Origin of the sequence: Cupriavidus taiwanensis LMG 19424 (assembly GCF_000069785.1) — a bacterium.
GTDB lineage: Bacteria > Pseudomonadota > Gammaproteobacteria > Burkholderiales > Burkholderiaceae > Cupriavidus > Cupriavidus taiwanensis.
The window spans coordinates 1797517-1822406 of record NC_010528.1; the positions used below are offsets into that span (position 1 = coordinate 1797517).

The 24890-nt window shown below is 70.1% G+C and carries 24 protein-coding genes and 1 tRNA gene; 11 read left to right on the top strand and 14 right to left on the bottom strand.

Annotated features, from left to right (window positions below; genetic code table 11):
- Positions 1 to 56: 56 nt before the first annotated feature.
- From dapC to RALTA_RS08225, 10 genes are all read left to right on the top strand, one after another.
- A complete protein-coding gene (gene dapC, locus RALTA_RS08180) occupies positions 57 to 1271 on the top strand; it encodes a succinyldiaminopimelate transaminase (RefSeq protein ID WP_012352964.1) in 1215 nt (404 codons plus the stop codon).
- Between the two features lie 184 nt (positions 1272 to 1455).
- On the top strand, positions 1456 to 2283 hold the full coding sequence (dapD, locus tag RALTA_RS08185; protein WP_012352965.1) for a 2,3,4,5-tetrahydropyridine-2,6-dicarboxylate N-succinyltransferase: 828 nt from the start codon (positions 1456 to 1458) through the stop codon (positions 2281 to 2283).
- Positions 2284 to 2372: 89 nt separating this feature from the next.
- Positions 2373 to 2756, top strand: coding sequence for a hypothetical protein (locus RALTA_RS08190; protein WP_012352966.1), 384 nt, complete (start codon positions 2373 to 2375; stop codon positions 2754 to 2756).
- Positions 2757 to 2811: 55 nt separating this feature from the next.
- Entirely contained in the window at positions 2812 to 3159 is a 348-nt protein-coding gene (locus RALTA_RS08195; protein ID WP_012352967.1) for an ArsC family reductase, read from the top strand.
- Between the two features lie 19 nt (positions 3160 to 3178).
- Positions 3179 to 4330, top strand: a complete 1152-nt coding sequence (gene dapE, locus RALTA_RS08200; RefSeq protein ID WP_012352968.1) for a succinyl-diaminopimelate desuccinylase — start codon at positions 3179 to 3181, stop codon at positions 4328 to 4330.
- A gap of 24 nt (positions 4331 to 4354) precedes the next feature.
- A complete protein-coding gene (gene prmB, locus RALTA_RS08205) occupies positions 4355 to 5248 on the top strand; it encodes a 50S ribosomal protein L3 N(5)-glutamine methyltransferase (protein ID WP_012352969.1) in 894 nt (297 codons plus the stop codon).
- A 148-nt stretch (positions 5249 to 5396) separates the two neighbouring features.
- Positions 5397 to 6665 (top strand): MFS transporter, encoded by a 1269-nt coding sequence (locus tag RALTA_RS08210; RefSeq protein ID WP_012352970.1) that lies wholly within the window; start codon positions 5397 to 5399, stop codon positions 6663 to 6665.
- Between the two features lie 209 nt (positions 6666 to 6874).
- The gene (locus RALTA_RS08215) at positions 6875 to 7882 is read left to right on the top strand and encodes a Bug family tripartite tricarboxylate transporter substrate binding protein (protein ID WP_012352971.1); all 1008 of its coding nucleotides are present in this window, start codon (positions 6875 to 6877) and stop codon (positions 7880 to 7882) included.
- A gap of 66 nt (positions 7883 to 7948) precedes the next feature.
- Positions 7949 to 9499 (top strand): class I adenylate-forming enzyme family protein, encoded by a 1551-nt coding sequence (locus RALTA_RS08220; RefSeq protein WP_012352972.1) that lies wholly within the window; start codon positions 7949 to 7951, stop codon positions 9497 to 9499.
- Between the two features lie 85 nt (positions 9500 to 9584).
- Positions 9585 to 9661, top strand: a tRNA-Val gene (locus RALTA_RS08225).
- 119 nt (positions 9662 to 9780) lie between these two features.
- On the opposite strand, the gene RALTA_RS08230 is transcribed toward RALTA_RS08225, so the two are convergent.
- From RALTA_RS08230 to RALTA_RS08240, 3 genes are read right to left on the bottom strand one after another with little or no spacing between them, the layout of a single operon-like run.
- Entirely contained in the window at positions 9781 to 10941 is a 1161-nt protein-coding gene (locus tag RALTA_RS08230) for a CaiB/BaiF CoA transferase family protein (RefSeq protein ID WP_012352973.1), read from the bottom strand.
- Positions 10942 to 10954: 13 nt separating this feature from the next.
- Positions 10955 to 11968: an NADPH:quinone oxidoreductase family protein gene (locus tag RALTA_RS08235; RefSeq protein ID WP_012352974.1), complete on the bottom strand. Its 1014-nt coding sequence runs from the start codon at positions 11966 to 11968 to the stop codon at positions 10955 to 10957.
- 10 nt (positions 11969 to 11978) lie between these two features.
- Positions 11979 to 12986, bottom strand: coding sequence for a tripartite tricarboxylate transporter substrate binding protein (locus RALTA_RS08240; protein WP_012352975.1), 1008 nt, complete (start codon positions 12984 to 12986; stop codon positions 11979 to 11981).
- A gap of 183 nt (positions 12987 to 13169) precedes the next feature.
- Here RALTA_RS08240 and RALTA_RS08245 point away from each other — a divergent pair, with 183 nt between their 5' ends.
- Positions 13170 to 14069 (top strand): LysR family transcriptional regulator, encoded by a 900-nt coding sequence (locus RALTA_RS08245; RefSeq protein ID WP_012352976.1) that lies wholly within the window; start codon positions 13170 to 13172, stop codon positions 14067 to 14069.
- Positions 14070 to 14094: 25 nt separating this feature from the next.
- On the opposite strand, the gene RALTA_RS08250 is transcribed toward RALTA_RS08245, so the two are convergent.
- The 11 genes from RALTA_RS08250 to gsiD all read right to left on the bottom strand — a co-directional run bounded on the left by RALTA_RS08250 (position 14095) and on the right by gsiD (position 24890).
- The gene (locus tag RALTA_RS08250) at positions 14095 to 15057 is read right to left on the bottom strand and encodes a phosphatidate cytidylyltransferase (protein WP_025584547.1); all 963 of its coding nucleotides are present in this window, start codon (positions 15055 to 15057) and stop codon (positions 14095 to 14097) included.
- Positions 15054 to 15680, bottom strand: a complete 627-nt coding sequence (locus RALTA_RS08255) for a lysophospholipid acyltransferase family protein (RefSeq protein WP_012352978.1) — start codon at positions 15678 to 15680, stop codon at positions 15054 to 15056. The genes RALTA_RS08250 and RALTA_RS08255 overlap by 4 nt, the downstream gene beginning before the upstream one ends.
- Positions 15681 to 15686: 6 nt before the next feature.
- A complete protein-coding gene (locus RALTA_RS08260) occupies positions 15687 to 16166 on the bottom strand; it encodes a hypothetical protein (RefSeq protein WP_242405226.1) in 480 nt (159 codons plus the stop codon).
- Complete coding sequence (locus tag RALTA_RS08265) at positions 16156 to 17532, bottom strand: phosphatase PAP2/dual specificity phosphatase family protein (protein WP_012352980.1); 1377 nt, start codon at positions 17530 to 17532, stop codon at positions 16156 to 16158. Before RALTA_RS08265 ends, RALTA_RS08260 begins: the two co-directional genes overlap by 11 nt.
- Entirely contained in the window at positions 17529 to 19298 is a 1770-nt protein-coding gene (locus RALTA_RS08270; RefSeq protein WP_012352981.1) for a bifunctional alpha/beta hydrolase/class I SAM-dependent methyltransferase, read from the bottom strand. The genes RALTA_RS08265 and RALTA_RS08270 overlap by 4 nt, the downstream gene beginning before the upstream one ends.
- 4 nt (positions 19299 to 19302) lie before the next feature.
- Positions 19303 to 19929 (bottom strand): CDP-alcohol phosphatidyltransferase family protein, encoded by a 627-nt coding sequence (locus RALTA_RS08275; protein ID WP_012352982.1) that lies wholly within the window; start codon positions 19927 to 19929, stop codon positions 19303 to 19305.
- A 196-nt stretch (positions 19930 to 20125) separates the two neighbouring features.
- The gene (locus RALTA_RS08280) at positions 20126 to 21196 is read right to left on the bottom strand and encodes a M14 family metallopeptidase (RefSeq protein ID WP_012352983.1); all 1071 of its coding nucleotides are present in this window, start codon (positions 21194 to 21196) and stop codon (positions 20126 to 20128) included.
- Between the two features lie 63 nt (positions 21197 to 21259).
- Positions 21260 to 22024, bottom strand: a complete 765-nt coding sequence (locus RALTA_RS08285) for a hypothetical protein (protein ID WP_012352984.1) — start codon at positions 22022 to 22024, stop codon at positions 21260 to 21262.
- A gap of 84 nt (positions 22025 to 22108) precedes the next feature.
- Complete coding sequence (locus tag RALTA_RS08290) at positions 22109 to 22927, bottom strand: M55 family metallopeptidase (RefSeq protein WP_012352985.1); 819 nt, start codon at positions 22925 to 22927, stop codon at positions 22109 to 22111.
- The gene (locus tag RALTA_RS08295) at positions 22927 to 23973 is read right to left on the bottom strand and encodes a DmpA family aminopeptidase (protein WP_012352986.1); all 1047 of its coding nucleotides are present in this window, start codon (positions 23971 to 23973) and stop codon (positions 22927 to 22929) included. Before RALTA_RS08295 ends, RALTA_RS08290 begins: the two co-directional genes overlap by 1 nt.
- A gap of 2 nt (positions 23974 to 23975) precedes the next feature.
- Positions 23976 to 24890, bottom strand: a complete 915-nt coding sequence (gene gsiD / locus RALTA_RS08300; protein ID WP_012352987.1) for a glutathione ABC transporter permease GsiD — start codon at positions 24888 to 24890, stop codon at positions 23976 to 23978.

Sequence of the window (24890 nt, forward strand, 5' to 3'; positions counted from 1 at the left end):
GGAAACCCGCGCCGTTCCTCTATAATGCGTCGTTTTAACCGGCCCCGACTGACACTGTGAATCCGCGCCTCGACCTGCTCCAGCCCTACCCGTTCGAGAAACTGCGGGTGCTCTTTGCGCAAGTAAAGGCTGCCGACAAGCCGGCCATCAGCTTCGGCATCGGTGAACCCAAGCATCCGACGCCGGCATTCATCAAGCAAGCGCTGGCAGAGTCGCTTGCGGGGCTGGCGAATTATCCCACAACGGCCGGTTCCGATGCACTACGGCAGTGCATCGCGGGCTGGCTGGAGCGCCGCTACGGCCTGCCCAGTGTCAACGCCGCCACCGAAGTGCTGCCCGTGACCGGCTCGCGCGAGGCGCTGTTCGCCTTTGCCCAGACCGTGGTCGACGGCAGCCGTCCGGGCGCACTGGTGCTGTGCCCGAACCCGTTCTACCAGATCTATGAAGGCGCGGCGCTGCTGGCGGGCGCCACCCCGGTATTCGCCAACAGCGACCCGGCGCGCAACTTCGCCCCGGCGTTCGACCGCATTGCCGACGACGTCTGGCAGAAGGTGCAGCTGCTCTTTGTCTGCACGCCCGGCAACCCGACCGGCGCGGTGCTGTCGCTGGAAGACTGGCAGCAGCTGTTCGCGCTGTCCGACCGCTACGGCTTCGTGATCGCCTCGGACGAGTGCTACTCCGAGATCTATTTCGACGAGGGCCGCGCGCCGCTGGGCGCGCTCGAGGCCGCGCACAAGCTGGGCCGTGCGAACGGGGCCAACCCCTTCGAGCGCCTGGTGGTGTTCTCGAGCCTGTCCAAGCGCTCCAACGTGCCGGGCCTGCGCTCGGGCTTTGTTGCGGGCGACGCCGCGCTGCTGAAGCAGTTCCTGCTCTACCGCACCTACCACGGCGGCGCCATGAACCCGGCGGTGCAGAGCGCCAGCATCGCCGCGTGGAACGACGAGTCGCATGTGCGCGAGAACCGCGCCGCCTATGTGCGCAAGTTCAGCGAAGTCACGCCGATGCTGGCCGAGGTGCTCGACGTGGCGCTGCCCGATGCCGGCTTCTACCTGTGGGCCGACGTCTCGCGCACCGGCCTCTCCGATACCGAATTCGCCGCGCGGCTGCTGGCCGAACAGAACGTCACCGTGCTGCCCGGCAGCTACCTGGCGCGCGAGGCCGACGGCTTCAACCCCGGCGCCAACCGCGTGCGCATGGCGCTGGTGGCGACGCCGGAGGAATGCGTGGAGGGGGCGCGGCGGATCGTGGAATTCTGCAAATCGCTGGGCTGAGACTTCTCCCGGCCGCCGGTTTGCTCCCCTCTCCCGCGAGCGGCAGAGGGGCCGGGGGAGAGGGCAGGCGGTTCTGCTAGCGGGATGCCTTGCTAGACCACCCCTCTCCCCGACCCTCTCCCCCTGAGGGGAGAGGGAGAACACAATTGGCAAAATTTCAACATTCACCACCTGAGAACCTAACATGACGCAAGCACTGCAAGCCCTGATCGACCAGGCCTGGGAAGACCGCACCAGCCTGTCGCCGAAGTCCGCCCCCAACGACATCCGCGAGGCCGTCGCCAACGTCATCGGCCAGCTCGATGCCGGCACCCTGCGCGTGGCCGAGAAGCAAGGCAAGGACTGGATCGTCAACCAGTGGGTCAAGAAGGCCGTGCTGCTGTCGTTCCGCCTGGAAGACAACGCGCCGATGAGCGCCGGCGGCTTTGCCCAGTTCTACGACAAGGTGCCGACCAAGTTCGCCAACTGGAGCGGCGACGACTTCGCCAAGGCGGGCTTCCGCGTCGTGCCGCCCGCCGTGGCCCGCCGCGGTTCGTTCATCGCGAAGAACGCGGTGCTGATGCCGTCGTACGTCAACATCGGCGCCTATGTCGATGAAGGCACCATGGTCGACACCTGGGCCACCGTCGGTTCGTGCGCGCAGATCGGCAAGAACGTGCACCTGTCGGGCGGCGTGGGCATCGGCGGCGTGCTGGAGCCGCTGCAGGCCAACCCGGTGATCATCGAAGACAACTGCTTCATCGGCGCCCGTTCGGAAGTCGTGGAAGGCGTGATCGTCGAGGAAAACTCGGTGATCTCGATGGGCGTGTACCTGGGCCAGTCGACCAAGATCTACGACCGCGAAACCGGCGAGATCCACTATGGCCGCGTGCCGGCCGGCTCGGTGGTGGTGGCGGGCAACCTGCCGTCCAAGGATGGCAAGTACAGCCTGTACTGCGCCGTGATCGTGAAGAAGGTCGACGCGCAGACCCGCGCCAAGACCAGCCTGAACGACCTGCTGCGCGGCGACTGATCGCCGCTCGCGGCCCGCATGGGCCGCGCCGCCCCGGGGCCCTGCTCCGGGGCCGATTTACCGTCGTCACCCGCCTGGCCAGGCTGAACATGCCCTCCCTCCGCAAGCGACTCATGGCCCTGGATCCCACCACCGTCAGCACCGTGCTGTCCCTGCTGCCCACCATTCTCGAGCAGGCCAACAAGACCCTCGAGAAGCTGAAGAAGAACAAGCGCAAGGACGGCACGACCGAAGGCGCGGTGGCCGACGCGCGCGACCCGGCGGCCCGCATCGCCGAACTGGAAGCCGCGCTGGTGCAGCAGGCCGAGGCCGTCAAGCTGCTGGCCGAGCAGCATGCGATTACCGTTGACGCGCTGCGCAAGGAAGCTGCCCGGCTGGACCGGCGCCTGCGCCTGATGACTGCGGTGGCGATGGGCGGCGTGGCGCTGGGGCTGGGCAGCCTGGTCATTGCGCTGAATTTGCTGTTCCGCTGAAACGCCCGTCGTTCCCGCGCAGGCGGGAATGGCAGTGAAAGTAACGAGACCTTCCATGACCGTCCTGCTCTACGGCATTCCCAACTGCGATACCGTCAAGAAAGCCCGCACCTGGCTGGATGCCAACGGCGTGGCCTACACCTTCCACGACTTCAAGAAGCAGGGCGTGGATGAAGCCATGCTGCGCGGCTGGCTGCGGCACGTGCCGCTGGCCACGCTGCTCAACCGCAAGGGCACCACCTGGCGCGCACTGTCGGATGCCGACAAGGCCCGCGCCGACGAAGAAACCGGCGCGATCGCGCTGATGCAGCAAAGCCCGTCGCTGATCAAGCGCCCGGTGCTGGCCCACGATGGCAAGGTGATGGTCGGCTTCTCCGCCGACCAGTACGCCAGCCAGTTCTGATTTCCGATTCCGCCGTCCGATGAACCCCACCCTCGCCCTTACCGAAGACCTGATCCGCCGCCGCTCCGTCACGCCCGCCGACGAAGGCTGCCAGGCCATCCTGGAAACCCGCCTCAAGGCAATCGGCTTCGACTGCGAAGCGCTGGTCAGCGGGCCAGACGACTTCCGCGTGACCAACCTGTGGGCGGTGAAGCGCGGCACGCAGGGCAAGGACGGCAAGCTGCTGGTGTTCGCCGGTCATACCGACGTGGTGCCGACCGGCCCGCTGGAGCAGTGGCATTCCGACCCGTTCGCGCCGACCCACCGCGACGGCAAGCTGTACGGCCGCGGCGCGGCCGACATGAAGACCTCGATCGCCGGCTTCGTGGTGGCGGTGGAAGAATTCGTCAAGGCCCATCCCGCGCATGCCGGCTCGATCGGCTTCCTGATCACCAGCGACGAGGAAGGCCCGGCGCACGACGGCACCATCAAGGTGGTGGAGGCGCTGTCCGCGCGCGGCGAGCGCCTGGACTACTGCGTGATCGGCGAGCCGACCTCGGTCAACGCGCTCGGCGACATGGTCAAGAACGGCCGCCGCGGCTCGCTGTCGGGCAAGCTCACGGTGAAGGGCATCCAGTGCCATATCGCCTACCCGCACCTGGGCCGCAACCCGATCCACGACGCCGCCCCGGCGCTGGCCGAACTGGCCGCCGAAGTGTGGGACGCGGGCAACGAGTATTTCCCGCCCACCAGCTGGCAGATGTCGAACATCCACGGCGGCACCGGCGCCACCAACGTGATCCCGGGCCACGTCACCATCGACTTCAATTTCCGCTTCTCGACGGCCAGCACGCCCGAGGGCCTGAAGGCGCGCGTGCATGCCATCCTCGATCGCCACAGCCTTGACTACACGCTCGACTGGACCCTGGGCGGCGAGCCCTTCCTGACGCCGCGCGGCGAGCTGTCCGAGGCGCTGTCGTCGGCAATCAAGGCCGAGACCGGCTTCGACACCGAGCTGTCGACCACCGGCGGCACCTCCGACGGGCGCTTTATCGCCAGGATCTGCCCCCAGGTGATCGAGTTCGGCCCGCCCAACGCCAGCATCCACAAGATCGACGAACACGTCGAAGTGCGCTTTATCGAGCCGCTGAAGAACGTGTACCGCGGCGTGCTGGAACGCCTGATCGCCTGATTTTTTCGCAAAGACAACCCATCCATGGCAACGCCCTCTCCCCTGCGCACCGTGCGCGACCTGCTGCGCCTGGCCGTGTCGCGCTTTACCGCCGCACGCCTGTCCTTCGGCCACGGCAGCGCCAACGCCTACGACGAGGCGGCCTACCTGGTGCTGCATACGCTGAACCTGCCGCTCGATACGCTCGACCCATTCCTCGATGCGCGGCTGCTGCCCGAGGAAGTCGAGGCCGTGCTGAAGGTGATCGACCGCCGCGTCAACGAGCGCGTGCCGGCCGCCTACATCACGCACGAGGCCTATATGCACGGCCTGCGCTTCTACGTCGATTCGCGCGTGATCGTGCCGCGCAGCTTTATCGGCGAACTGCTGCAGGAAGGGCTGGAGCCCTGGGTCGGCGAGAGCGGCAGCATCGGCCCGGTGCTGGAGCTGTGCACCGGCTCGGGTTGCCTGCCGATCCTGGCCGCGCATGTGTGGCCGCACGCGAAGATCGATGCCGTCGACATCTCGCCCGATGCGCTCGCCGTGGCGCGCCGCAATGTGGCCGACTACAAGATGGACGACCGCATCCGTCTCTACGAAGGCGACCTGTACGCGCCGCTGCCGCATGGCGCGACCTACGACGTGATCCTGACCAACCCGCCGTACGTCAACGAGGCGTCGATGCAGGCGCTGCCGGCCGAATACCAGGCCGAGCCGCGCATCGCGCTGGCCGGCGGCGACGATGGCATGGACGTGGTGCGGCGGATCATTGCCGGCGCCAAGGCGCGGCTGAATCCGGGCGGCGTGCTGGTGGTCGAGATCGGCAACGAGCATGCCAACGTCGAAGCGGCATTCCCGGAACTGGAGATCGTATGGCTGCCGGTCAGCGCGGGGGACGAGCAGGTGTTCCTGCTGACGTACGACGCGCTGCCGGGCTGACAAGGATCAGCGAACCGCTTGTTTGCTCCCCTCTCCCGCAAGCGGGAGAGGGAGTACCCCATCGCAATCTGGGCGAACACCGGCCAACCGTTGATCCGGCAACGGGCACAGGCCCTACACTCGCTGCAGAGATAGCGCCACAGACGCCGTGACCCCCAGCCATATCCCCCCTCCCGGATCTTCTCCCGGCACCGGCGCCCTGCCCGCCCGCCACACGGCCACGTATGCCGTGCGCGGCATCGCCATCCTGACCTTCGCGTTCGCGCTCAGCCAGTTCTTCCGCTCTTGCCTGGCGGTGATGGCGCCGGAGCTGCAGCACGATTTCGGCTTGTCGCCGGCGGGCTTCGGCGCGCTGTCCTCGTCGTTCTTCCTGGCCTTTGCCGTCGCGCAGATCCCGGTGGGCATCGCCTTCGACCGCTATGGCGTTGGCCGTCCGACCGCGCTGCTGCTGGCGGTGGGCGCGGTGTCGTCGATCCTGTTCGTGCTGGCGCCCAACGGCACCGCGGCCACGCTGGCGCAGGTGGGACTAGGGCTGGCGTGCGCGCCGGTGTTCATGGGACTGCTGCATTTCGCCTCGGAACAACTGTCCGAACGCGACTACACCCGCGTGGTCAGCCGCTCCAACGCCACCGGCATGGTCGGCTCGCTGTGCGCGACCGCACCGCTGGGCTGGGCCGTCGCGCTGGTCGGCTGGCGCCCCTCGATGGCGCTGTCGGCGCTGGGCATGGTGGCGGCCTGCTATGGCGTATGGCGCTGCGTGCGCGACCAGGGCCATGCCGAGGCCCGCAACGCGTCGTGGCCGGCGATGCTGTCGGAAAGCCTGCAGCTGCTGAAGCTGGTGCCGCTGTGGACGCTGATTCCGCTGTGCGTGGCGATGGCCGCGGGCACCGCGTTCCGCAACGCGTGGAGCGGGCCCTACCTGGCCGATGTGTTCGGCCTGGGCTCGGCACCGCGCGGCGTGGCGCTGACGCTGCTGAGCCTGGCCGGCTTCCTGACCGCCTTCCTGCTGCCGGTGCTGGTGCGGCGCAGCACGCTCAAGACCACCATCGCCGGGTGGTCGTGCTTTGCCATGGCGGGGGCCTTGCTGCTGACGCTGTGGCCGGACCGCGGCATCGGCTTTGGCGTGGCGATGATGGCGCTGCTGTCGACCATCGGCATGCTGCACCCGCTGGTGATGGCGCAGGGCCGCGGGCTGATCCCGCCGTCGCAGCGCGGACGCGGGCTGGGGCTGCTCAATACCTTCGTGTTCCTGGGTTCGGCGCTGGCGTCGTGGGCGTTCGGGATGATCGCCAACGCCGGGCATGTCCGGCATTGGCCGGTGGCCTCGACCTATGCGGCAATCTTTGCATCAGCGGCGGTGCTGGTCGCGGTGTCGCTGATCCCGTATTTCTTCAGCCCGCCGCATCCGGCCCACTGAGCGCCATTCGGACGGCCTCTCTGCTGCAGCGGGGCGGCGCGCGGATCACCAGCACCATCGCCACGGGCTTCGCCTTCAAAAAGCCAGACTTATCAATTTAAGAATTCCGCTGCCGCGCATCCCGCTTTACCGTTTGTGACATCGACGTCCCGGCCCGCGACATGGGACGGCGGCCGCGCCCCGCGGCCGCATCACAAGGAGACACATCGATGGCATCCTCCCTGCGCCCCGTCCGGGGCCGCCGTGCATGGCTCGTGAGCGGCCTGGCCGGCATGCTGGCCGCCGGGTCGCTGGCGCTGCCGTTCAGCGCCGCCGCCGAAACCTGGCCCGCGCGCCCGCTCCAGTTGCTGATCCCCTACCCGCCCGGCGGCAGCGCCGACCTGCTGGCGCGCCCTGTCGCCGCGAAACTGCAGGAGCGCCTGGGGCAGCCGGTGGTGCTGGAGTACCGGCCCGGCGCCGGCGGCACCATCGCCAGCCAGTCGCTGGCGCGCGCCAGGCCCGACGGGTACACGCTGATCATGGTGCTGGCCGCGCATGCCATCAATGCCAGCCTGTATCCCAAGCTGCCGTACGACACGCGCAAGGACTTCGCGCCGGTGTCGCTGGTGGCCAACCTGCCGATGATCCTCGCCGGCAGTTCGTCACTGCGCGCGAACAACGTGCAGGAGCTGATCGCGGAGGCCAGGGCCAACCCCGGCAAGCTGACCTTTGCCTCGGCCGGCAACGGCAACACCGGCCACCTGGCGGGCGAGCTGTTCGATTCCGTGGCCGGCATCAAGATGACCCACGTGCCGTACAAGGGCAGCGCGCAGGTGGTCACGGCAATGCTGTCGGGCGAGGTCCAGCTGACCTTCGACAGCATCTCCACCACGCTGCCGCACGTGAAGAGCGGCAAGCTGCGGGCGCTGGCGGTGACCGGCAGCCAGCGCGCCGCGGTCGCGCCCGAAGTGCCGACGCTGGCCGAGGCCGGCGTACCCGGCATCAGCATTACCGGCTGGTATGCGGTGCTGGCGCCGGCCGGCACGCCGCAGCCGGTGATCGACCGGCTCAGCACCGAGATCGCCACCGTGCTGCGCCAGCCCGAGCTCAAGGCCACGCTTGCGGCAAACGGCTATGAACCGGTCGGTTCCACACCCGCCGCGCTGCGCACCCATATCGACGCCGAGATCAACCGCTGGAGCAAGGTGGTGAAGGACTCCGGCGCGCAGGTCCAGTAAGGCCCGCCGCTTTTCGCCACCGCTGCCCAGGGTGCCGCCACGGCGCCCCCCACTTCCCTGCCGACCATGACCCAACCGACTCCGCTCCAACGTCCCTTCACCACCATGTCCGTGCTCGTGCGCGAGCACGCCGCGCAGCGTCCGGCGCAGCGCGCGCTGATGCATGGCGACCGCGTGCTCGACTACGCCGGGCTCGACGCCGCCATGGACCGCATTGCCGCGGCGCTGGCCCGCGACGGGGTGCGGCCCGGCGAAGCCATCGCCATCTGCGCCGCATCGTCGATCGAATACGCCGCGGTATACCTGGGCGCGGTGCGGGCCGGCGTGGTGGTCGCGCCGCTGGCGCCCTCGTCCACGCCCGACAGCCTGGCGGGCATGATTGCCGACGCGGGCGCGCGCCTGCTCTTCACCGACGCCACCGTAAGCGACGTGCTCGGGCCGGTGCGCGCCAGGCTCGCCGGCACACCGGTCGTCACGCTGGACGGCAGCGAGGCGGGCCGGCCATACGCGGACTGGCTGGCGCCCGCCGGCACGCCGGTGGCGGAACCCGAGATCCGCGCGGAAATGCCGCTCAACATCATCTACTCGTCCGGCACCACCGGCACGCCCAAGGGCATCGTGCAGTCGCACGGCATGCGCTGGGCCCATGTGTCGCGTGGCGCAGCCACGGGCTACGGCGCCGACGCGGTCACGCTGCTGTCGACGCCGCTGTACTCCAACACCACGCTGGCCAGCTTCTTCCCAACCATCGGCCTGGGCGGCACGGCGATCCTGATGGCCAGGTTCGATGCGGGCAAGTACCTGGCGCTGGCGCAGCAGCATCGCGTCACGCACACCATGCTGGTGCCGGTGCAATACCAGCGCCTGCTGGCGCATCCGGACTTCGACCGCCACGACCTGTCGTCCTTCCGCCAGAAGTTCTGCACCAGCGCGCCGTTCAGCCCGGCGCTGAAGGCCGAGGTGCTGCGCCGCTGGCCCGGCGGGCTGACCGAACTGTACGGCATGACCGAAGGCGGCGGCAGCTGCCTGCTGCACGCGCACCAGTTCCCCGACAAGCTGCATACCGTGGGCCGCCCCGCGCCGAACGCCGACATCCGCATCATCGACGACGAAGGCCGCGAGCTGCCGCCGGGCAGCACCGGCGAAGTGGTGGGCCGTTCGCCGGCGATGATGAACGGCTACCACAACCAGCCGGAAAAGACAGCCGAGACCGAATGGCATGACGCGCAGGGCCAGCGCTTTATCCGCACCGGCGACATCGGCCGCTTCGACGAAGACGGCTTCCTGGTGCTGCTGGACCGCAAGAAGGACATGATCATCTCCGGCGGCTTCAACCTGTATCCGAGCGACCTGGAGGCAGTGGTACGCCAGCACCCCGCGGTGTCCGAAGTGTCGGTGGTCGGCGTGCCGTCGGAACGCTGGGGCGAAACCCCGGTAGCCTTTGTCGCCCTGCACGCCGGCAGCAGCGCCAGCGTGCAGGATGTGCTGGCCTGGGCCAATGAACGCCTCGGCAAGACCCAGCGGCTGGCAGCGATCCACGAGGTGGAAAGCCTGCCGCGCAGCGCCATCGGCAAGGTGCTCAAGCGCGAACTGCGCGACCGCGTCGCCGCTGCCTGACGCGCAGTGCCAGGCACGCACGCAAAAAGTCGCGCGGGAGTGCTTGCGCAATCGCGCCGGCCTCTCTATAATTCGCGCCTTCGCTAGGCTCGTAGCTCAGCTGGTTAGAGCACCACCTTGACATGGTGGGGGTCGTTGGTTCGAGTCCAATCGAGCCTACCAACGCACAATGGAACACGGACGGTACGCATCGCGCACCGTCCGTTTTTCTTTTGGGGCATCGACGAATTCCGGAGGGTGGTGCGGGCGCGCACGGCAAGCACGACAAACCCAAGCCCCCTTCACGCCCGAATCCCAAACTCCCCCAACACCACCCCGGTATGCTCGCCCAGCCCCGGCGCCCTCCCCACCGGCCCGGCTCGCCCCGCCATGCCGGGCAGATTCGCCCACGGCACCTCGCCGATACCCGCCAGCGGCAGCCGCCCGAACACCCCCGCCTGGGCGCACTGCGCACTCTCCAGCAGATCGCGCGCATGCCCGACGCGCGCGAACAGCACATCGTGCTCGGTCAGCAGCGCTTCCCAGTGCGCCAGCGGCTGCGCGGCCAGCGCGCGCGCCACGCGCCGGCCAAGTTCCGCCGCGCGCGGCAACCGCCCGGCGCTGGTATGCAGCGTGGTATCGGCAAGCCAGTCGTCGAACCCCAGCAGCGTCGCCAGCCGCATAAACATCGCGTCGTTGAGCATGCTCAGGTACAGCGCGCCATCGGCCGCCTCGAACAGCCCGGTCGGCGCGTTGGCGGCCGCCAGCTCGGCCTGGGGGAACATGGCGTCGTCCACCATCAGGTAGGACTGCAGCGCGGCACTGGTCTCCAGCAGCGACAGCCGCACATGCCGGCCGCGGCCGCTGCGCGCGGCCTTGTACAACGCCGCGGATGCCTGCTGCGACGCGTACAGACCGGTGGCCAGATCGACCATGAAAAAGGCAATGCGGCGCGGCTGACCGCTGGCATCGCGGTTCAGGTGCATCAGGCCGCTGTAGGCCTGCATGGTGGTATCGACCGCGGGCCGGTTCGCCAGCGGCCCGGCATGGCCGTAGCCCGAGATCGAGACATAGACCAGCGCCGGGTTGTGCGCGGCCAGCGCCTCGTAGCCGACGCCCATGCGCTCGGCCACACCCGGGCGGAAGTTCTGGATCACCACGTCGGCCCGCTGCGCCAGCCGGACGATGGCGGCGCGGCCGTCGGCGCTGCGCGCATCCAGCACCACGCTCTCCTTGCCCGCGTTGCAGGCGACCGCGATCGCGGTCTGGCCGGCGCGGATGCGCCCCATCTGCCGCGACCAGTCTCCGCCCGGCGGCTCCACCTTGATCACGCGCGCCCCCTGCTGGCGCAGGATCAGGCCGCAGTACGGGCCGGCAATGCCCTGGCTCAGGTCGAGCACGGTCAGGCCGTCGAACATGGCATCGCCCATGGTGTCGTCCAGGGCCGCTTGTGCTTCGTGCATCGGTACGCTCCGTTCAGATGTCCAGCATGACCTTGCCGATGGCGCGGCGCGACATGGTGGTGTCGACGGCGTTCAGCCAGTCGCCCAGCGCGAAGTGCTGCAGCACCGGTGGGGCCAGCCTGCCGCTGGCGGCCGCCTGCATGATCTCGCCCACCATGGCCTGCACCTGCGGCGCAAAGCGGCGGCGCTCATCGGTCAGGCCCCAGCCGATGTAATAGCCGTAGTTGAAGCCGATCAGCGTGAGGTTCTTCACCAGCAGCAGGTTGGCCGGCACCGCCGGAATGCGGCCGCTGGCATAGCCGATCGACAGCAGCCGCGCGCCGGGCGCCGCGCAGCGCAGCGACGCATCGAAGAGATCGCCACCGACCGGGTCGAACACCACGTCGGCGCCCCCGGCCGGGCACAGCGCCTTGACCGCGCCCGCCAGCGTGGCCGGATCGGGCTCCAGCACGTGCGCGGCGCCGTTGCGCAGCGCCGCCTCGCGCTTGGCCGCGGTGCTGGCGGTGGCGATCACGCGCGCGCCCATCAGCCTGCCCACTTGTACCGCGGCCGTGCCCAGCGCACCGCTGGCGCCATGGACCAGCATGGTGTCGCCCGGCTGCAGCGCCGCGCGCCACGCCAGCGCGGCCCACACCGTGCCGTACGTGATCGGCAGCGCCGCGGCGTGCGCGAGGGTGAGCCCGCCGGGCACCGGATAAACCGTGTCCGCGGTCGTCACGACTTCTTCGGCAAAGCCGCCCCAGTCCAGCGCCGCCGCCACGCGTTGCCCCACGTGCAGCCGCGTCACGTCCGGCGCGACCTCCAGGATCTCGCCAGCCGCTTCGGTGCCGGGCGTGAACGGCAACGGCGGCTTGCGCTGGTACTTGCCCGACACGAACAGGCTGAGCGCAAAGCCGACGCCCGCATGCCGCACGCGGATGCGCACCTGCCCCGGCCCAAGCGGCTGGCGCGGCAGGCGCTGCAGTTCCAATTCGCTCCAGTGGCACCAGCGCGAGCAGACCAGCCCCAGATAGTCGTTGTCTTGCATGGTCAATCCCTTACTCCAGCGTGATGCCGACATCGCGGATGATGCGGCTCCATTTGTCGCGGTCGTTCTTCATCACGGTAGCGAAGGCCTCCGGCGTGCTGCCCACCGGCACCAGGTTCAGGTCCTGCATCTTCCTGGCGATCTCCGGCAGCCGCACGATGCGCGCCACTTCGCGCGACAGCGCATCGACCCGAGCCCGCGGCACGCCGGCCGGGAACAGCAGGCCCATCCACGCCTCGGGCTCGAAGCCCTGGTAGCCGGCTTCGCGGAAGGTCGGCACCCGGGGCAGCAAGGCCGAGCGCTCGACGCCGGCAATCGCCACCGGCACCAGCTTGCCGCCCTGCAGCAGCGGCATCGCCGTGCCCACGGCAATAAAGCCCAGCTTCACGTGGCCGGCCGCGAGGTCGGTGGCCAGCGGCGCGCCGCCCTTGTAGGCCACGTGCTCCATCTGCACGCCGGCCTCGCGCTTGAGCAGCTCGCCCAGGATATGCCCGGTGGTGCCGGCGCCGTAAGAGCCATATGGGTACTTGCCGGGATTGGCCTTGAGCAGCGCCACCACCTCGGGCAGCGTGCGCGCCGGGAAGTCCGGCGACACCGCAAGGATGGTGGAAGAGACCGCCACCTCGCTGACCGGCGTGAAATCCGCGATCGGGTCATAGCCGATGCCGCGGTACAGCGAAGGGTTCTGCACGTGCGCGGTAAAGGTCAGCAGCGCGGTGTAGCCGTCCCTGGCCGCCCTGGCGACGTACTTGGTGCCGGTGGTGGTGCCCGCGCCGGGCTTGTTGTCGACGATCACCGGCTGGCCCCAGCTCCTGGTCAGCTCCTGCCCGATCAGGCGCGCCACGGCGTCGTTGACGTTGCCCGCCACCGACGGCACCACGATGGTCAGCGGCCGCGATGGATAGGGCTCGGCGGGGGTGGACCCGGCGGCCACGGCGGCGGCCGGCAAGACGGCGGGCATGGCGGCCAGCAACATGGCGGCCAAGGCTGTGCGCAGCCCTGTGCAACGGAATGGCATCGGTTTGTCTCCTGTGCTGGGTCCCTTCTGTAGTGCCGTTGCCGTTTCACTGCGGCGCGGTGCGCGAGGGATGCCACGCAGTCTAGGCCAGCGTCCGGGCCGGCGTGATTCCCGCGCGGCGCGAGCCAAGTCCTGGCAGGCATGGCGCTACAATGGCCCGCACCCCCAGCGCCATCCCGACCCATGCGATTCGAGGATCTAGAAGCCTTCCTGGTCGTGATCGACCAGGGCAACCTGCACCGCGCGGCCGACGCCCTGGGCATGACCCAGTCCGGCCTGTCCAAGACGCTGGCGCGGCTGGAAGGCGAAGCCGGCATGCCCTTGTTCGAGCGCACCCCGCGCGGCCTGGTGCCGACCGGTGCGGGCCGCACCCTCGCCGCCCATGCGCGCCGGATCTCGCTGGCCGCCGGCGACATGCGCAACGAGCTGGCCGAACAGCGCGCCGCGCGCGCGGGCACGGTGCGCCTGGGCGCCATCCCCTACCTGCTGCCCTCGCTGCTGTCGCCGCTGCTGGCGCGGTTCTTCCTGAGCCGGCCGCTGGCCACGTTCTCGATCGAGACGCACCTGAGCGCGCGCCTGATGGCAATGCTGCAGAACGGCGAGGCCGACCTGATCCTCGGCGCGCGTCCCGCCAGCCTGCCGGCGGAGGTAGCCTGGCTGCCGCTCGGGCCGCTCAGCATGCAGATCGTGTGCCGCAGTGCCCACCCGCGCCGCGATGGCTTTCGCACGCTGGCCGACCTCGCGGGCGAACGCTGGGTGGTGCCGGCCAGTTCGCTGTACCTGCGCCAGTGGCTGGAAGAACGGTTTACCGCGGTCGGCCTGCCGCCGCCGCGCGTGGCGGTGGAAAGCACGGCGTCGCCGGTCGCCTTCGGCGAATTGCTGCGGCACTCCGACCTGCTTGGGATCATGCCGCCGCGCATGCTGCGCCAGGCGGAGGGCCAGGGCCTGGCCGCGATCGACGCCCCGGGCACATCGTGGCAGCACGAGCTGGCCGTGCTGTGGCGCGCGGACGGCTACCTGTCGCCGATCTGCCAGGACTTCCGCGATGCCGTGGTGGCGTGGTGCGCGGAAATGGCGCTGTAAAGCCGCCGCGGCGCAGCGCTTGCGCTCAGGGCACCCACCAGTAGCGCGTGATGTGGAAGAACACCGGCGCGGCGAACACCACCGAGTCGAGCCGGTCGAGCATGCCGCCGTGGCCCTGGATCATGTGGCCCCAGTCCTTGATGCCGCGGTCGCGCTTGATCGCCGACATCACCAGGCCGCCGAGGAAGCCCATCAGCGCGATCACCAGCGCGATCGCGCCGGCCTGCCACGGCGAGAACGGCGTGATCCACCACAGCGCCGCGCCCAGCGCGGTGGCGCTGGCAACCCCGCCGACAAAGCCCTCGACGGTCTTGGACGGCGACAGCAGCGGCGCGATCTTGCGCTTGCCGCACAGCTTGCCCCACACGTACTGCAGCACGTCGCTGCCCTGCACCACGATCACCAGGAAGGCGATCAGCAGCAGGTTGCGCCCGTCGAAGCCCGGGATCGGCAGCGTCAGCAGCGCCGGCACGTGCGAAATGCAGAACACGCACACCATCACCGCCCACTGCACCCCGGCGCAGCGCTCCAGGAAGCGCGTGGTCTCGGACGACAGCGCGGCCAGGATCGGCAGCACCAGGAAGGCATAGACCGGGATCAGGATCGAGAACATGCCGTACCAGCCGATATAGACCAGCACGTACTGCAGCGGCAGGAACACGAAGAACGCCGCGACGATGGCGCGATGGTCGCCGCGCCGCGTGGTGATGATGGTGACGAACTCGCGCAGCGCGAAGAACGACAGCAGGTAGAACAGCACGATCACCGCGGTGCGCCCCAGCGCAAAGGCGACGCCCATGATGCCGATCATCCACCACCACGCCGACACGCGCTGCCCGAGGTTGTCGATCACCGCGTGCTGGCCGCCGCCCGCCACGCGCCAGCGCAGCAGCGCGGTCACGGTGGAAGCCAGCAGCAGCACACCGAACAGGCCGCCGAACAGCAGCCAGGTTTCATGGCTCCAGTGCAAGGTGGGCATGGCTTTCATTCCAGTTCCGGGGCAAGCGCGAGCAGGCCCTCGCGGCAGCGCGCAAGGAACGCTTCCTTGCTGTCGTCGGCGGCCAGCCGCAGCGGCTGGCCGAAGGTCACGGTGCACAGCAGCGGCACCGGCACCACTTCGCCCTTGGGCATCACGCGGTTCAGGTTGTCGATCCACACCGGCACGAACTCGACCTCCGGGCAGGCCCGCGCCAGGTGGTAGATACCGCTCTTGAACGGCAGCAGGCGCGCGTCGGTGGTGTTGCGTGTGCCTTCGGGAAACAGGATCAGCGAATCGCCCGCCGCGAGGCCGGCCTGCATCAGCGCCACCGGGTCGCAGCCAGGATCGCTGCGGGTGCGGTCGATCAGCAGCGCGCGGAACACGTCGCGGCCGATAAAGCGGCGCAACGGCGATGTCTGCCAGTAATCCGCTCCCGCCACCGGCCGCGTGACCGCGCGCAGGTCGGGCGGCAGGCAGCCCCAGATCAGCACGAAATCGCCGTGGCTGCTGTGATTGGCAAAGTAGACGCGCTGCACCGCGGCGGGAATGCAGCCCTGCCAGTTGGCGCGCATGCCCGTCAGCAGCCGGGCGAAAACGATGATGGCGCGCGCCGTCGCGCGGGCAAGCCACATGGTTGGTTACCTCAGGATCAGCGTTAGCAAGGCCAGCAGCAGCTGGCACACGGTCAGCACGGCGCTGGCGCGCACCAGGCGAAGCGCGCCGCGGGCGCGCTCGGGCAACGGGCGTGCGGCGCGCGCGGCGGGCATCCAGCCCAGTTCGAGCAGCGCGGCATCGAGCTGCCTCAGGTCGGCGGCCAGGTCGGCGGCCAGGTCGGCCTGGCCTTGCGCGCCGCTGGCGAGCGCAGCGAACAGGCGATGGTCGATGGCGACGCGCAGCAGCAGCCAGAGCTGCGGCAGCGCCAGCAGCAGCGCCAGCGCCGCTACCCAGCGCGGGACTGCGCTGCCCGCGCCCAGCCAGGCCGCCAGTATGGCGAACGCCAGTCCGGCCGCGCCGATCCACATGGCGCCCGACAGCGCGCCGGTGACCGCATGCGCGATCCACGCGCCGGTGCGGTGCGCGCGGTCAGCGCCCATGGACGTGTACTGGTCAGCGGCCATCGTCAGTCTCCCGCGTGGCGTCACGGTCCAGGAATCGCTGCAGCGCGCCGGCATGCTCGCGCCCGAGCACCACGGCAGGCCGATGCTGGCGCAGCGCCGCCAGCGCAGTGCCGGCATCGCGCACGCGCTGCCGGCGCGCCAGCCAGGCCGCCGCCACCAGCGCGCTGCGCGAATAGCCAAGCGCGCAGCTGACCAGCACGCGGCGTCCCTGCCGCTGCCAGGCGTCGAGCTGCGCCACCGCCTGCCCGATCTGCTGCGGCGTCGGCACGGTCAGGTCCAGCACCGGTACGCAGCGATACGCCAGGCCGGGTGCCGTGGCCGAACGCGGCAGCTCGGCGCTGAGGTCCAGCACGGCATCCGCGCCGAGCGCGCGCAGCTCGGACGTTGTCGGGAAGCGGCCCACCCAGACTCCCGGCGCGATCGCGCTGGCCTGCGGCGCGCGCCGCGTCCACCAGCGTGAATTGAGGAAGGCGCCCAGCAGGTAAGGCGCCAGCACCCAGCGCGCGCCCGGCGCCATGGTGCCGTCGCCATCCTTCTGGAACCATGCCGGCGCCGCCAGCGCGTAGATGCGCGCCACGCAGGCCAGCGCCAGCGCGGCCCACAACAGCAGGAACGCCAGTGTCACCGATGCGCCCACCGCGAGCACCGCGCACAACAGGGCCACCACCGCCCCCACGCCGTACCGACGCGACAGCTGCCGCGTGCGTGCATCCGGCACGCCGGCCGCAGCCGCGGGCAACTGCATCGGCAACAGGTAGACGCACAGCCAGCCCACCAGCGCGCCGGTGGGCACGTCGATCAGGTGATGCTGCCAGGTGGTCAGCACCGAGACCCCGATCAGCGCAAACCAGCCATGCGGCAGCCAGCGCCAGCCGCCGCGCAGGTGCGCCGCGAAGGCAACCCACAGGATCACCAGCAGGCTGATATGCAGCGACGGCGCCTGGTTGAACGGCAGGTCGAAGCCGCCCAGCAGCGTGAACAGCCGGCCCGGCAGGCCGTCGGCATCGGGCCGCGCAAAGCTGAAGCGCAGCGGAAAGGCGATAAAGCACGCCACCGACACCAACTGCGCCAGCACCAGCCGCTTGACATGCGTGAACAGCGCCGCGCGGCTGCGCCACACGAAGAAAGAGATGCCGTACAGCAGGTCGATCGACCAGTACGGCACGATGGTCCATGGCAGGAACGGGATGCCGCGCTCCCAGGCGAAGTAGAACGACGGCACGTTGGCGCGCTGGCTCGCCAGCCAGTTGGCGAAGCCATAGCTGGAGAAGAAGAACACGCCGGCCAGCGCCAGCAGCAGGCAGGCCAGGCCCCACGGCCGCCGCGGGTGCGCGTCGACGCCGGCCTGCGTCGGCACCGTGCTCATGCGCCGCGCCTGCGCGCCAGGCTGACGGTGAAGATGCCCCACGGGTCGATGCGCTGCGTGACCTTGTCGAAGCCGGCGGTCCGCACCAGTTCATCCATCTCGGCCTGCGAGCGGCGCCGCATCACCCAGGCGGCGCCGGCGCGATGGCTGGTCAGCGCGCGCGCGATGAACTCCAGCTGCGGATGCCAGGGCTGGCCGGTATAGACCAGGTAGCCGCCCGGCGGCACCGCGCGCGCCAGTCCGTCGAGCGAGCGCCGCACCATGGCGTTGTCGGGGAACAGCTCGTACAGGCCGGACACCACCGCCAGCGTCGGGGCCGGCGCCAGCGCGGCCAGGCTGTCGCCGTCGAAGGCATCGCCCTGCTCGAAGCGGGCCACGTCCTGCAGGCCCTTGGCGGCGATCAGCGCGCGGCCCTGTTCGACGTTCAGCGCGCTGTAGTCGCGCAGCAGGATCGACTCGACCGCGGCCGCACCGCCCTCCAGCGCGCCCAGCGCTTCCAGCACGTAGCGCCCGTGGCCGGCGGCGATATCGACCATGCGCACCGGCATGCCGGCCTCGCGCAGGCGCCGCACGGCTTCGGCGATCAGCGCCTCGGCGTGGACCTTGCGCTGGCGGATGCCGCGCCAGCCGATCGCGTCGAGGTATTGCCGGTCGGCCAGCCGGCCCAGCGCGCCACGGCCGGATGGAGTATTGCGGTAAACGTAGTCGAGCGTGGAGCCCGAGTCGAAGCCGGTCTCATGGCCCAGCCGCACCCCGTCGGACAGCATCCCGCCCAGCTTCAGGTTGGCGCGCGCCGCGCGCCAGTACCAGGCGGCCAGCGCGCCCGGCGCCGACGCCAGGCGGTCCGCTTCCTCGCGGAACGGGCCGATCTGGTCGGCATCGAGCAGCGAGCGCGGCGCCGACGGCGTGTCGAATTCGCGCAGGATAAAGCGGCGCGCGGCATCGACCGCCGGCTTGCGGTCGCGCTCGCCCAGGGTGTCGTGGTAGAAGCCGTCCAGCACGATGCGTTCCTTGGTGCGCGAACCCAGGCGCTCGTAGAAGCGGTCCTGCGGCCCGCGGTGCACGACCCAGTCGGCGCCCGAGATCAGCAACTGCGTGGGCACCGTGATCGCGGCCGCATCGGCGACGATGCGCTCGGCGGTCTGGTACAGGTCGAGCAGGATATTGACCGCGATCGGGCGCGTGATCAGCGGATCGCTGTCATAGCTGGCGATGCGCTCGGGATCGTGGGTCAGGAACCGGGCCTTGACGTAGCTGTTGACGAAGAACTTGCCGCGCAGGCGCTGCATCAGCTTCAGGCCCGGCCGCGCGAACGGCACGTACAGCTTGACCTTGAACGCCGGCGACGCCAGCACCAGCGCGCGGATCGGCGGCGCGTAGTCGTGCGCCCAGGTGGCGGCGAGCACCGCGCCCACGCTTTGTGCAATCACCGCGGTGCGTTCCAGCGCAATGCCGTGGACTTCGGCGATATGCGTGGTGAAGGTCTGGATGTCGCGCACCGAATCCGCCAGGCTGGGGCTGTAGCCGCGCTCGCCGGGCGAGTTGCCATGGCCGCGCGCGTCCCAGGCAAAGATGTCGTAGCCGGGCAGGTTGAGCTCGTCGGCGAGGTGGGCGACCCGGCCGGAATGCTCGTGGCCGCGGTGGAACAGCACCACGGCGCCGCGCGCCGGCCCTTCCACGGCGGGCCAGTGGCGATAGAAAATCGCCTGGCCGTCGTGGGTCTCGAATTGCCGCTGCTGCGGCTGGCGGGTCGATAGTCGGTCCATCTCGCTACTCCGCAAGGCGGGACTGTGCCTCGGCAATGCCGCGGCGCACCCGGTTGGCCATCGTCAGCAGCGACAACAGCGACAACAGCAGCCACAGCCAGCTGGCGGCCGCACCGAAGCCCAGGCCCAGGCCCGCCCACAGCGCGATCGCGCCGACCGCGAAGGCCCGGTCGCTCTTGCCCAGCGGGCCGTCGTAGCGCCGGCTGGCGCCGGCCAGCGGGCCGATCAGCCCGGCCGCTTCGACCATCAGCGCCAGCAGCGCGAAGGTGCCCACCTGCCCGAGGCTGAAACCGGGCAGCGCAGCCAGCGGCAGGATCAGTGCGAGGTCCGAGACCATGTCGCCAAGCTCGTTCAGGTAGGCGCCCAGCACGCTCTGCTGGCCATGCTCGCGCGCCAGCATGCCGTCGATGGCATTGAGCGCCATGCGCGCGAACAACCACAGGGGAAACAGCAGAAACAGCGCCGGGGTCTCGGCCACCAGCATGCCCAGCGTAGCCAGCACGCCGACCGCGAGCGATCCCGCGGCGGCGCCCAGCGTGACCTGGTTGGCGGTCACGCCGCGCTGCGCCAGGTCTTGCACCAGCGGACGCAGCCAGGCCTGGAACCTGGGTTTCAGTTCGTAGAGCGTCATCGCACCGGCCTCCCTGCCGAGCTGATGCCGGAAGCGCACCGCGCCGCGGCCGCTTCCGTGTTGTTCTTGGTGTTGGTCTGGCTCCTGGCCCGGCCGCGGCACGCCCCGGCCAGGGCATGGCGGCAGTGCCTGGCTCGGCACTCTACCGCCAAGCCCGGACAATACCAGATGACGCTTGCGGCCTGAACCCCACTCGCTAGGCGGACGCGATCGTGCTGCGCACGGCGTCGGTTACCTGCGCCACCACGCCGTCGCGCCAGTCGTCGGCATCGCCATAGAAGGCGCGCCACATCGCCTGGCGCACCAGCGCGCGCTGGTTCTCGTCGGCCTCGGGATGCCGGTGCAGCCAGTGGTCGCCGCGCAGGGCATCCAGCACCTCGCCCACCGGCAGCGTGCCGAACTCCAGCGCGATGCCGGCGTAGTCCACCGCCGGCAGGGTCTGCGGCACGGCATGCCAGGCCAGCCCGGTCAGGTTGGCGGAGGTGGACGAGCCATCGTAGATCGAGGTCACGCGCTCGCCCCAGATGGCGCGCGTGCGCCGGATCGATTCGGGCGTGTCCGGGCCCATGTGGATGGGCTCGCCGTAGCCCCACGGCCCCAGGCCGGTATGGACGTCGATCCAGCGCAGCGCCGCGCGGCCGGCGCCGAAGCGCGCCAGGATGCGGCACAGCGTGTAGTTGCTCCAGGTGGCCTTGTCGCCGCCGTAGAACATGCCGCCCGGATCCTGGTACTGGCCGCTGCTGACCGCGGCCTGGTACCACGCCATGCCGCGCTCGGCCACCGCCTTCATCAGCTGCGCCTGGTCGGTCTCCGACGGCGGCCATTGCGCCGGCAGCAGCAGCGGCGCGATTTCGGCATAGGCGGCGTTATGCGGCAGCGGCTGGGTGAAATCCATGAAGTTGCGGTTCAGGTCGACGTTGTCCTCGTTGACCCGGCGCAGGTAGGAGAAGCCGTAGGGATTGACCGCATGCACCAGCAGCAGGCAGGCGTCGGCGGCGGCGCAATCGGCAAGCAGCGCGGCGTCGTGCAGCAGCGCTGCCTGCGCCCCGGAACCGGCAAAGCCCTCGGCACCGTGCGTGCCCGAGGTCACCATGATGCAGCGCCGCGCCTCGGGCGCGCCGGCCAGCGCGACGTCGATCGCCAGGTCCTCGCCGGCGCTGCCGCGCCGGGTGGGATGCGGAAATTGCGCCAGGGCGGCGCCCGCGCCGCGGGCGGCGTCCAGGAAGGTCTTGCGCGCTTCGGCGTAGCTGCGAGAAAAATGGCTCATGGCGTCACCCGCGGATGCGATGCAGGCATTAGACGCCAATTCGGCGGGTCCCGCCAGTCGCGGCTAGAACAGCGTCCCGGACTGGAACCTGCCCGCCGCGGCCGGCGCCTCGGCTTCCGGGCCCCAGATGCCGGCCGACGTGAACGCCTGCGGATGCATCGCGATCCCGGCCGCGGCCAGCTGCGCCGCGGTCAGCACCAGGTGCCGCGCCAGCCAGTCATGCAGGCTGCGCAGGAAGCGGATGTTGTCGACGCTGGTGGATGCCGCGATCAGCCGCTCCAGCTTCACATGCGCGGTATAGACGTCGAGCAGGTTGGTCGCGCGCAGGCGGGGCGGCGTCGACGGGCTGCGCTCGATCGCCAGGATGCGGCGCACCTGCGCCGGCGCGATGTCGCCGCTGCGCTGGTACTGCTCGTAGACGTCCTCCAGCGCCGGGAAGCGCACGGTGGGCTGCACCCGCGGCACCGCCGCCACCTTCTCCATGCGCAGCACCAGGTAGCGGATCGCCGCGGCGCGTTCGGCCGCACGGGCCTGCGCGGGGTCGCGCCGGCGCGGCGCCGCGGGCAGCTCCGGCAAGGCCGTGCGCGGCACCACGTCGCGCTCGGTGTAGTCGGGCACCTGCCGCAGCAGGGCCGGCTGCGCCAGCGCGGCGCGCGCGCAGTCCTCGCCGAACGGGTATTCGTGCCCGGCGGCATCGCGCAGGATATAAGCCTGGCCTTCCGGAAAGCCGTGATGGCGGCGACTGGCGCCGCGCGCGTGGCAGCGCGCGGCGGGATCGACGAAGTCCTTGCGTACGGGGATCCAGCCGCCGTCGTGTGCCTGGGTCATGCGTTGTGTGTGGCCTGCGTGTTGCTCGACCCGCCATTGTCGCAAATCCGCGGGACGTGGCCGGCCCGCCACGCTGCGCGTGGGCTACTTCAGCATGAACGACATCGCCGACAGGCAGTTCAGCATGCGCACCGCGGCCTGCACCGAATCGGCCTGGAACGACAGCGTCACGCCGTCGCGCCGCTCCAGCGTCGGCCACTGGCAGAACAGGTCGGCATGCGCCGGCGTCTGCGTCTGCAGCGTGCAGGCCACCGGCGCCGCGATGCGCAGGCATTGCGCCTGCGCGCACTCGCGCACCGCGCCCGCTGCCGCCGCCGCAATGGCTTCGCGCGCGGCCGTCGGCGACAGCGAGGCGCCGCTGCCGAAGCCGCCCGCGGTCTTGGTCTCGACATAGCGCACCCATGGCATCAACGCATGGGTTTCCTGCACGAACACGTCGTCGCCGCTGGCCATCAGCACCGGCACGCCGAACTCGCCGGCCAGCGCCGCATACATCCCGGCCTCGCCGAGTTCCTTGCCGTTGAGCCAGACCCTCGCAAAGGCGCCGCTGTTGATGGTGTGCGCCAGCACGCCGCGGCTCTGCGCGCGGCCGTGGTAGCCGATCATCAGCACGCCGTCGACGCCGGCCTCGACCCCCGCCATCATGCCCAGGTAGCGCGGCTTGCCCAGCACCACCCGCGCGCGCGGATCGAGCTGGTCGGGCAGCAGGTTGCGGAAACCGCCGTGCGAATCATTGACCAGCACTTCGGCCGCGCCGCCGGCAAAGGCGCCTTCGATGGCGGCATTGGCCTCGCCGGTCATCCAGGCGCGCGCGCGTTCGTATTCGCCATTGCCCGGGCGGGTCTGCTCGGCGTGGAAGACGCCGGCGACGCCTTCGATATCGGTGGAAACAAGGATCTTCATCAGCGGCTCTCGCGCAGTTCGGGCATCACGTCGAGCAGCGCGGCGCGGCGGTGGCCGTCGCGGCCCTGCACCGGCGTGGCATGCCACAGGGCATGCAGGATGGCTTGCTCGACGCTGTCCGCGGCGGCACGGAACAGCGGGTCGAGCAGGGTTTCATGCAGCAGCGCAAGCGCCGGCATCGGCCGCGCCGCGTCGTCGGGCACGGTGTAGGCCGTCGAGAACGCCAGCGCGATATCGCCCGAGCCATGCCCGAACACCGAACCGGTGCGCGCCAGCCCCGCGCCGGCGCGCAGCGACAGCCGGCGCAGCTGGCGCGCGTCCAGCGGCGCGTCGGTGGCCAGGATCATGATGATCGAACCCTTCTCCGGCTCCGGCGCGCCGTCCGGCAGCGCCAGTCGCCGCGCCAGCTCCGGACCGACCAGCCGGCCCGCCACGGTCAGCGATTCCGCCGTGCCGAAATTGGCCAGCACCAGCGCACCGACGCAATGGCCGCCCGCCACGCGCGAAGCCGAGCCGATGCCGCCCTTGACGCCGAACGCCGACATGCCGCGGCCGGCGCCCACGGCCCCCTGCGCGAATTCGGGTCCCGCGTCGGCGAGCGCTGCATCGTAGTGTTGGCCAGCCACCGCCATGCGCTGGATATCGTTGAGGTAGCCGTCGTTGCATTCGAACACCAGCGGATTGACCGTGGGCAGCGCGCGGCCGATGTCCGGGTTGGCCGCCACCGCCGCGCGGATCTGCGCCTGCGCCACGGCGCCAACCGCAAAGGTGTTGGTCAGCGCCACTGGCGTCTCCAGCACGCCCAGCTCGTCCACCTGCACCAGCCCGACGCTCTTGCCAAAGCCGTTGAGCACGGTAGCCGCCGCAGGCACCTTGTCGCGGTAAGGATCGCCGCCATGCGGGCGGATCACGGTCACGCCGGTCTGCAGGCCGCCCTCGGCCAGCGTGCAGTGGCCGACGGTGACGCCGGCCACGTCGGCAATGCTGTCCAGCGGACCCGCGGGAAGGCAGCCGACGCGCGGCACGCCCGGGGTGGAGGCAGTCATCTTCAGCGCCGGTCGATCTTGGGGTCGAGCGCGTCGCGCAGGCCGTCGCCCAGCAGGTTGAAGGCCAGCACGGTCAGGAAGATCGCCAGGCTCGGGAAGATCGCCACGTGCGGCGCGGTGACCATGTCGGCGCGCGCCTCGTTGAGCATCGCACCCCACTCCGGCGTGGGCGGCTGCGCACCCAGCCCCAGGAACGACAGGCTGGCGGCGGTGATGATCGACGTGCCGATGCGCATCGAGAAATACACCACGATCGACGACACCGTGCCGGGCAGGATATGGCGCATCAGGATAGTCCAGTCCGACGCGCCGATGCTGCGCGCGGCCTCGACATAGGTCAGCCGCTTGAGCATCAGCGTATTGCCGCGCACCAGCCGTGCGAACGCCGGGATGCTGAAGATGGCCACGGCGAAGATCACGTTGGTCATGCCGTTGCCGAGGATGGCCACGATGCCGATCGCCAGCAGGATGCCGGGGAAGGCGAACAGCACGTCCGAGATACGCATCACGATGCGGTCCCACCAGCCTTCGTAGTAGCCGGCCAACAGGCCCAGCACGGTGCCGATCACCGCGCCGATGATCACTGACAGGAAGCCCGCCGCCAGCGAGATGCGGGTGCCGGCCAGGATGCGGCTGAAGATATCGCGGCCGAGCGAATCGACGCCCATCCAGTGCGCGGCCGACGGGCCGGCGTTGAGCGCGTCGTAGTCAAAGAAATTCTCCGGGTCGTACGGCACGATGTGCGGCGCCACGATGGCAATCACCACCAGCACCAGCACGAACGCGCCGGCGCCCAGCGCCAGGTGCTGCTTGCGGAATTTGCGCCAGAACTCGGTCCATGGCGTGCGCACGGCTTCCGGCGCAGAGGCGGTAGCGGATGCCGCTTGCGCTGCGGCGGGCGTGGAAAGCTCAGTCAT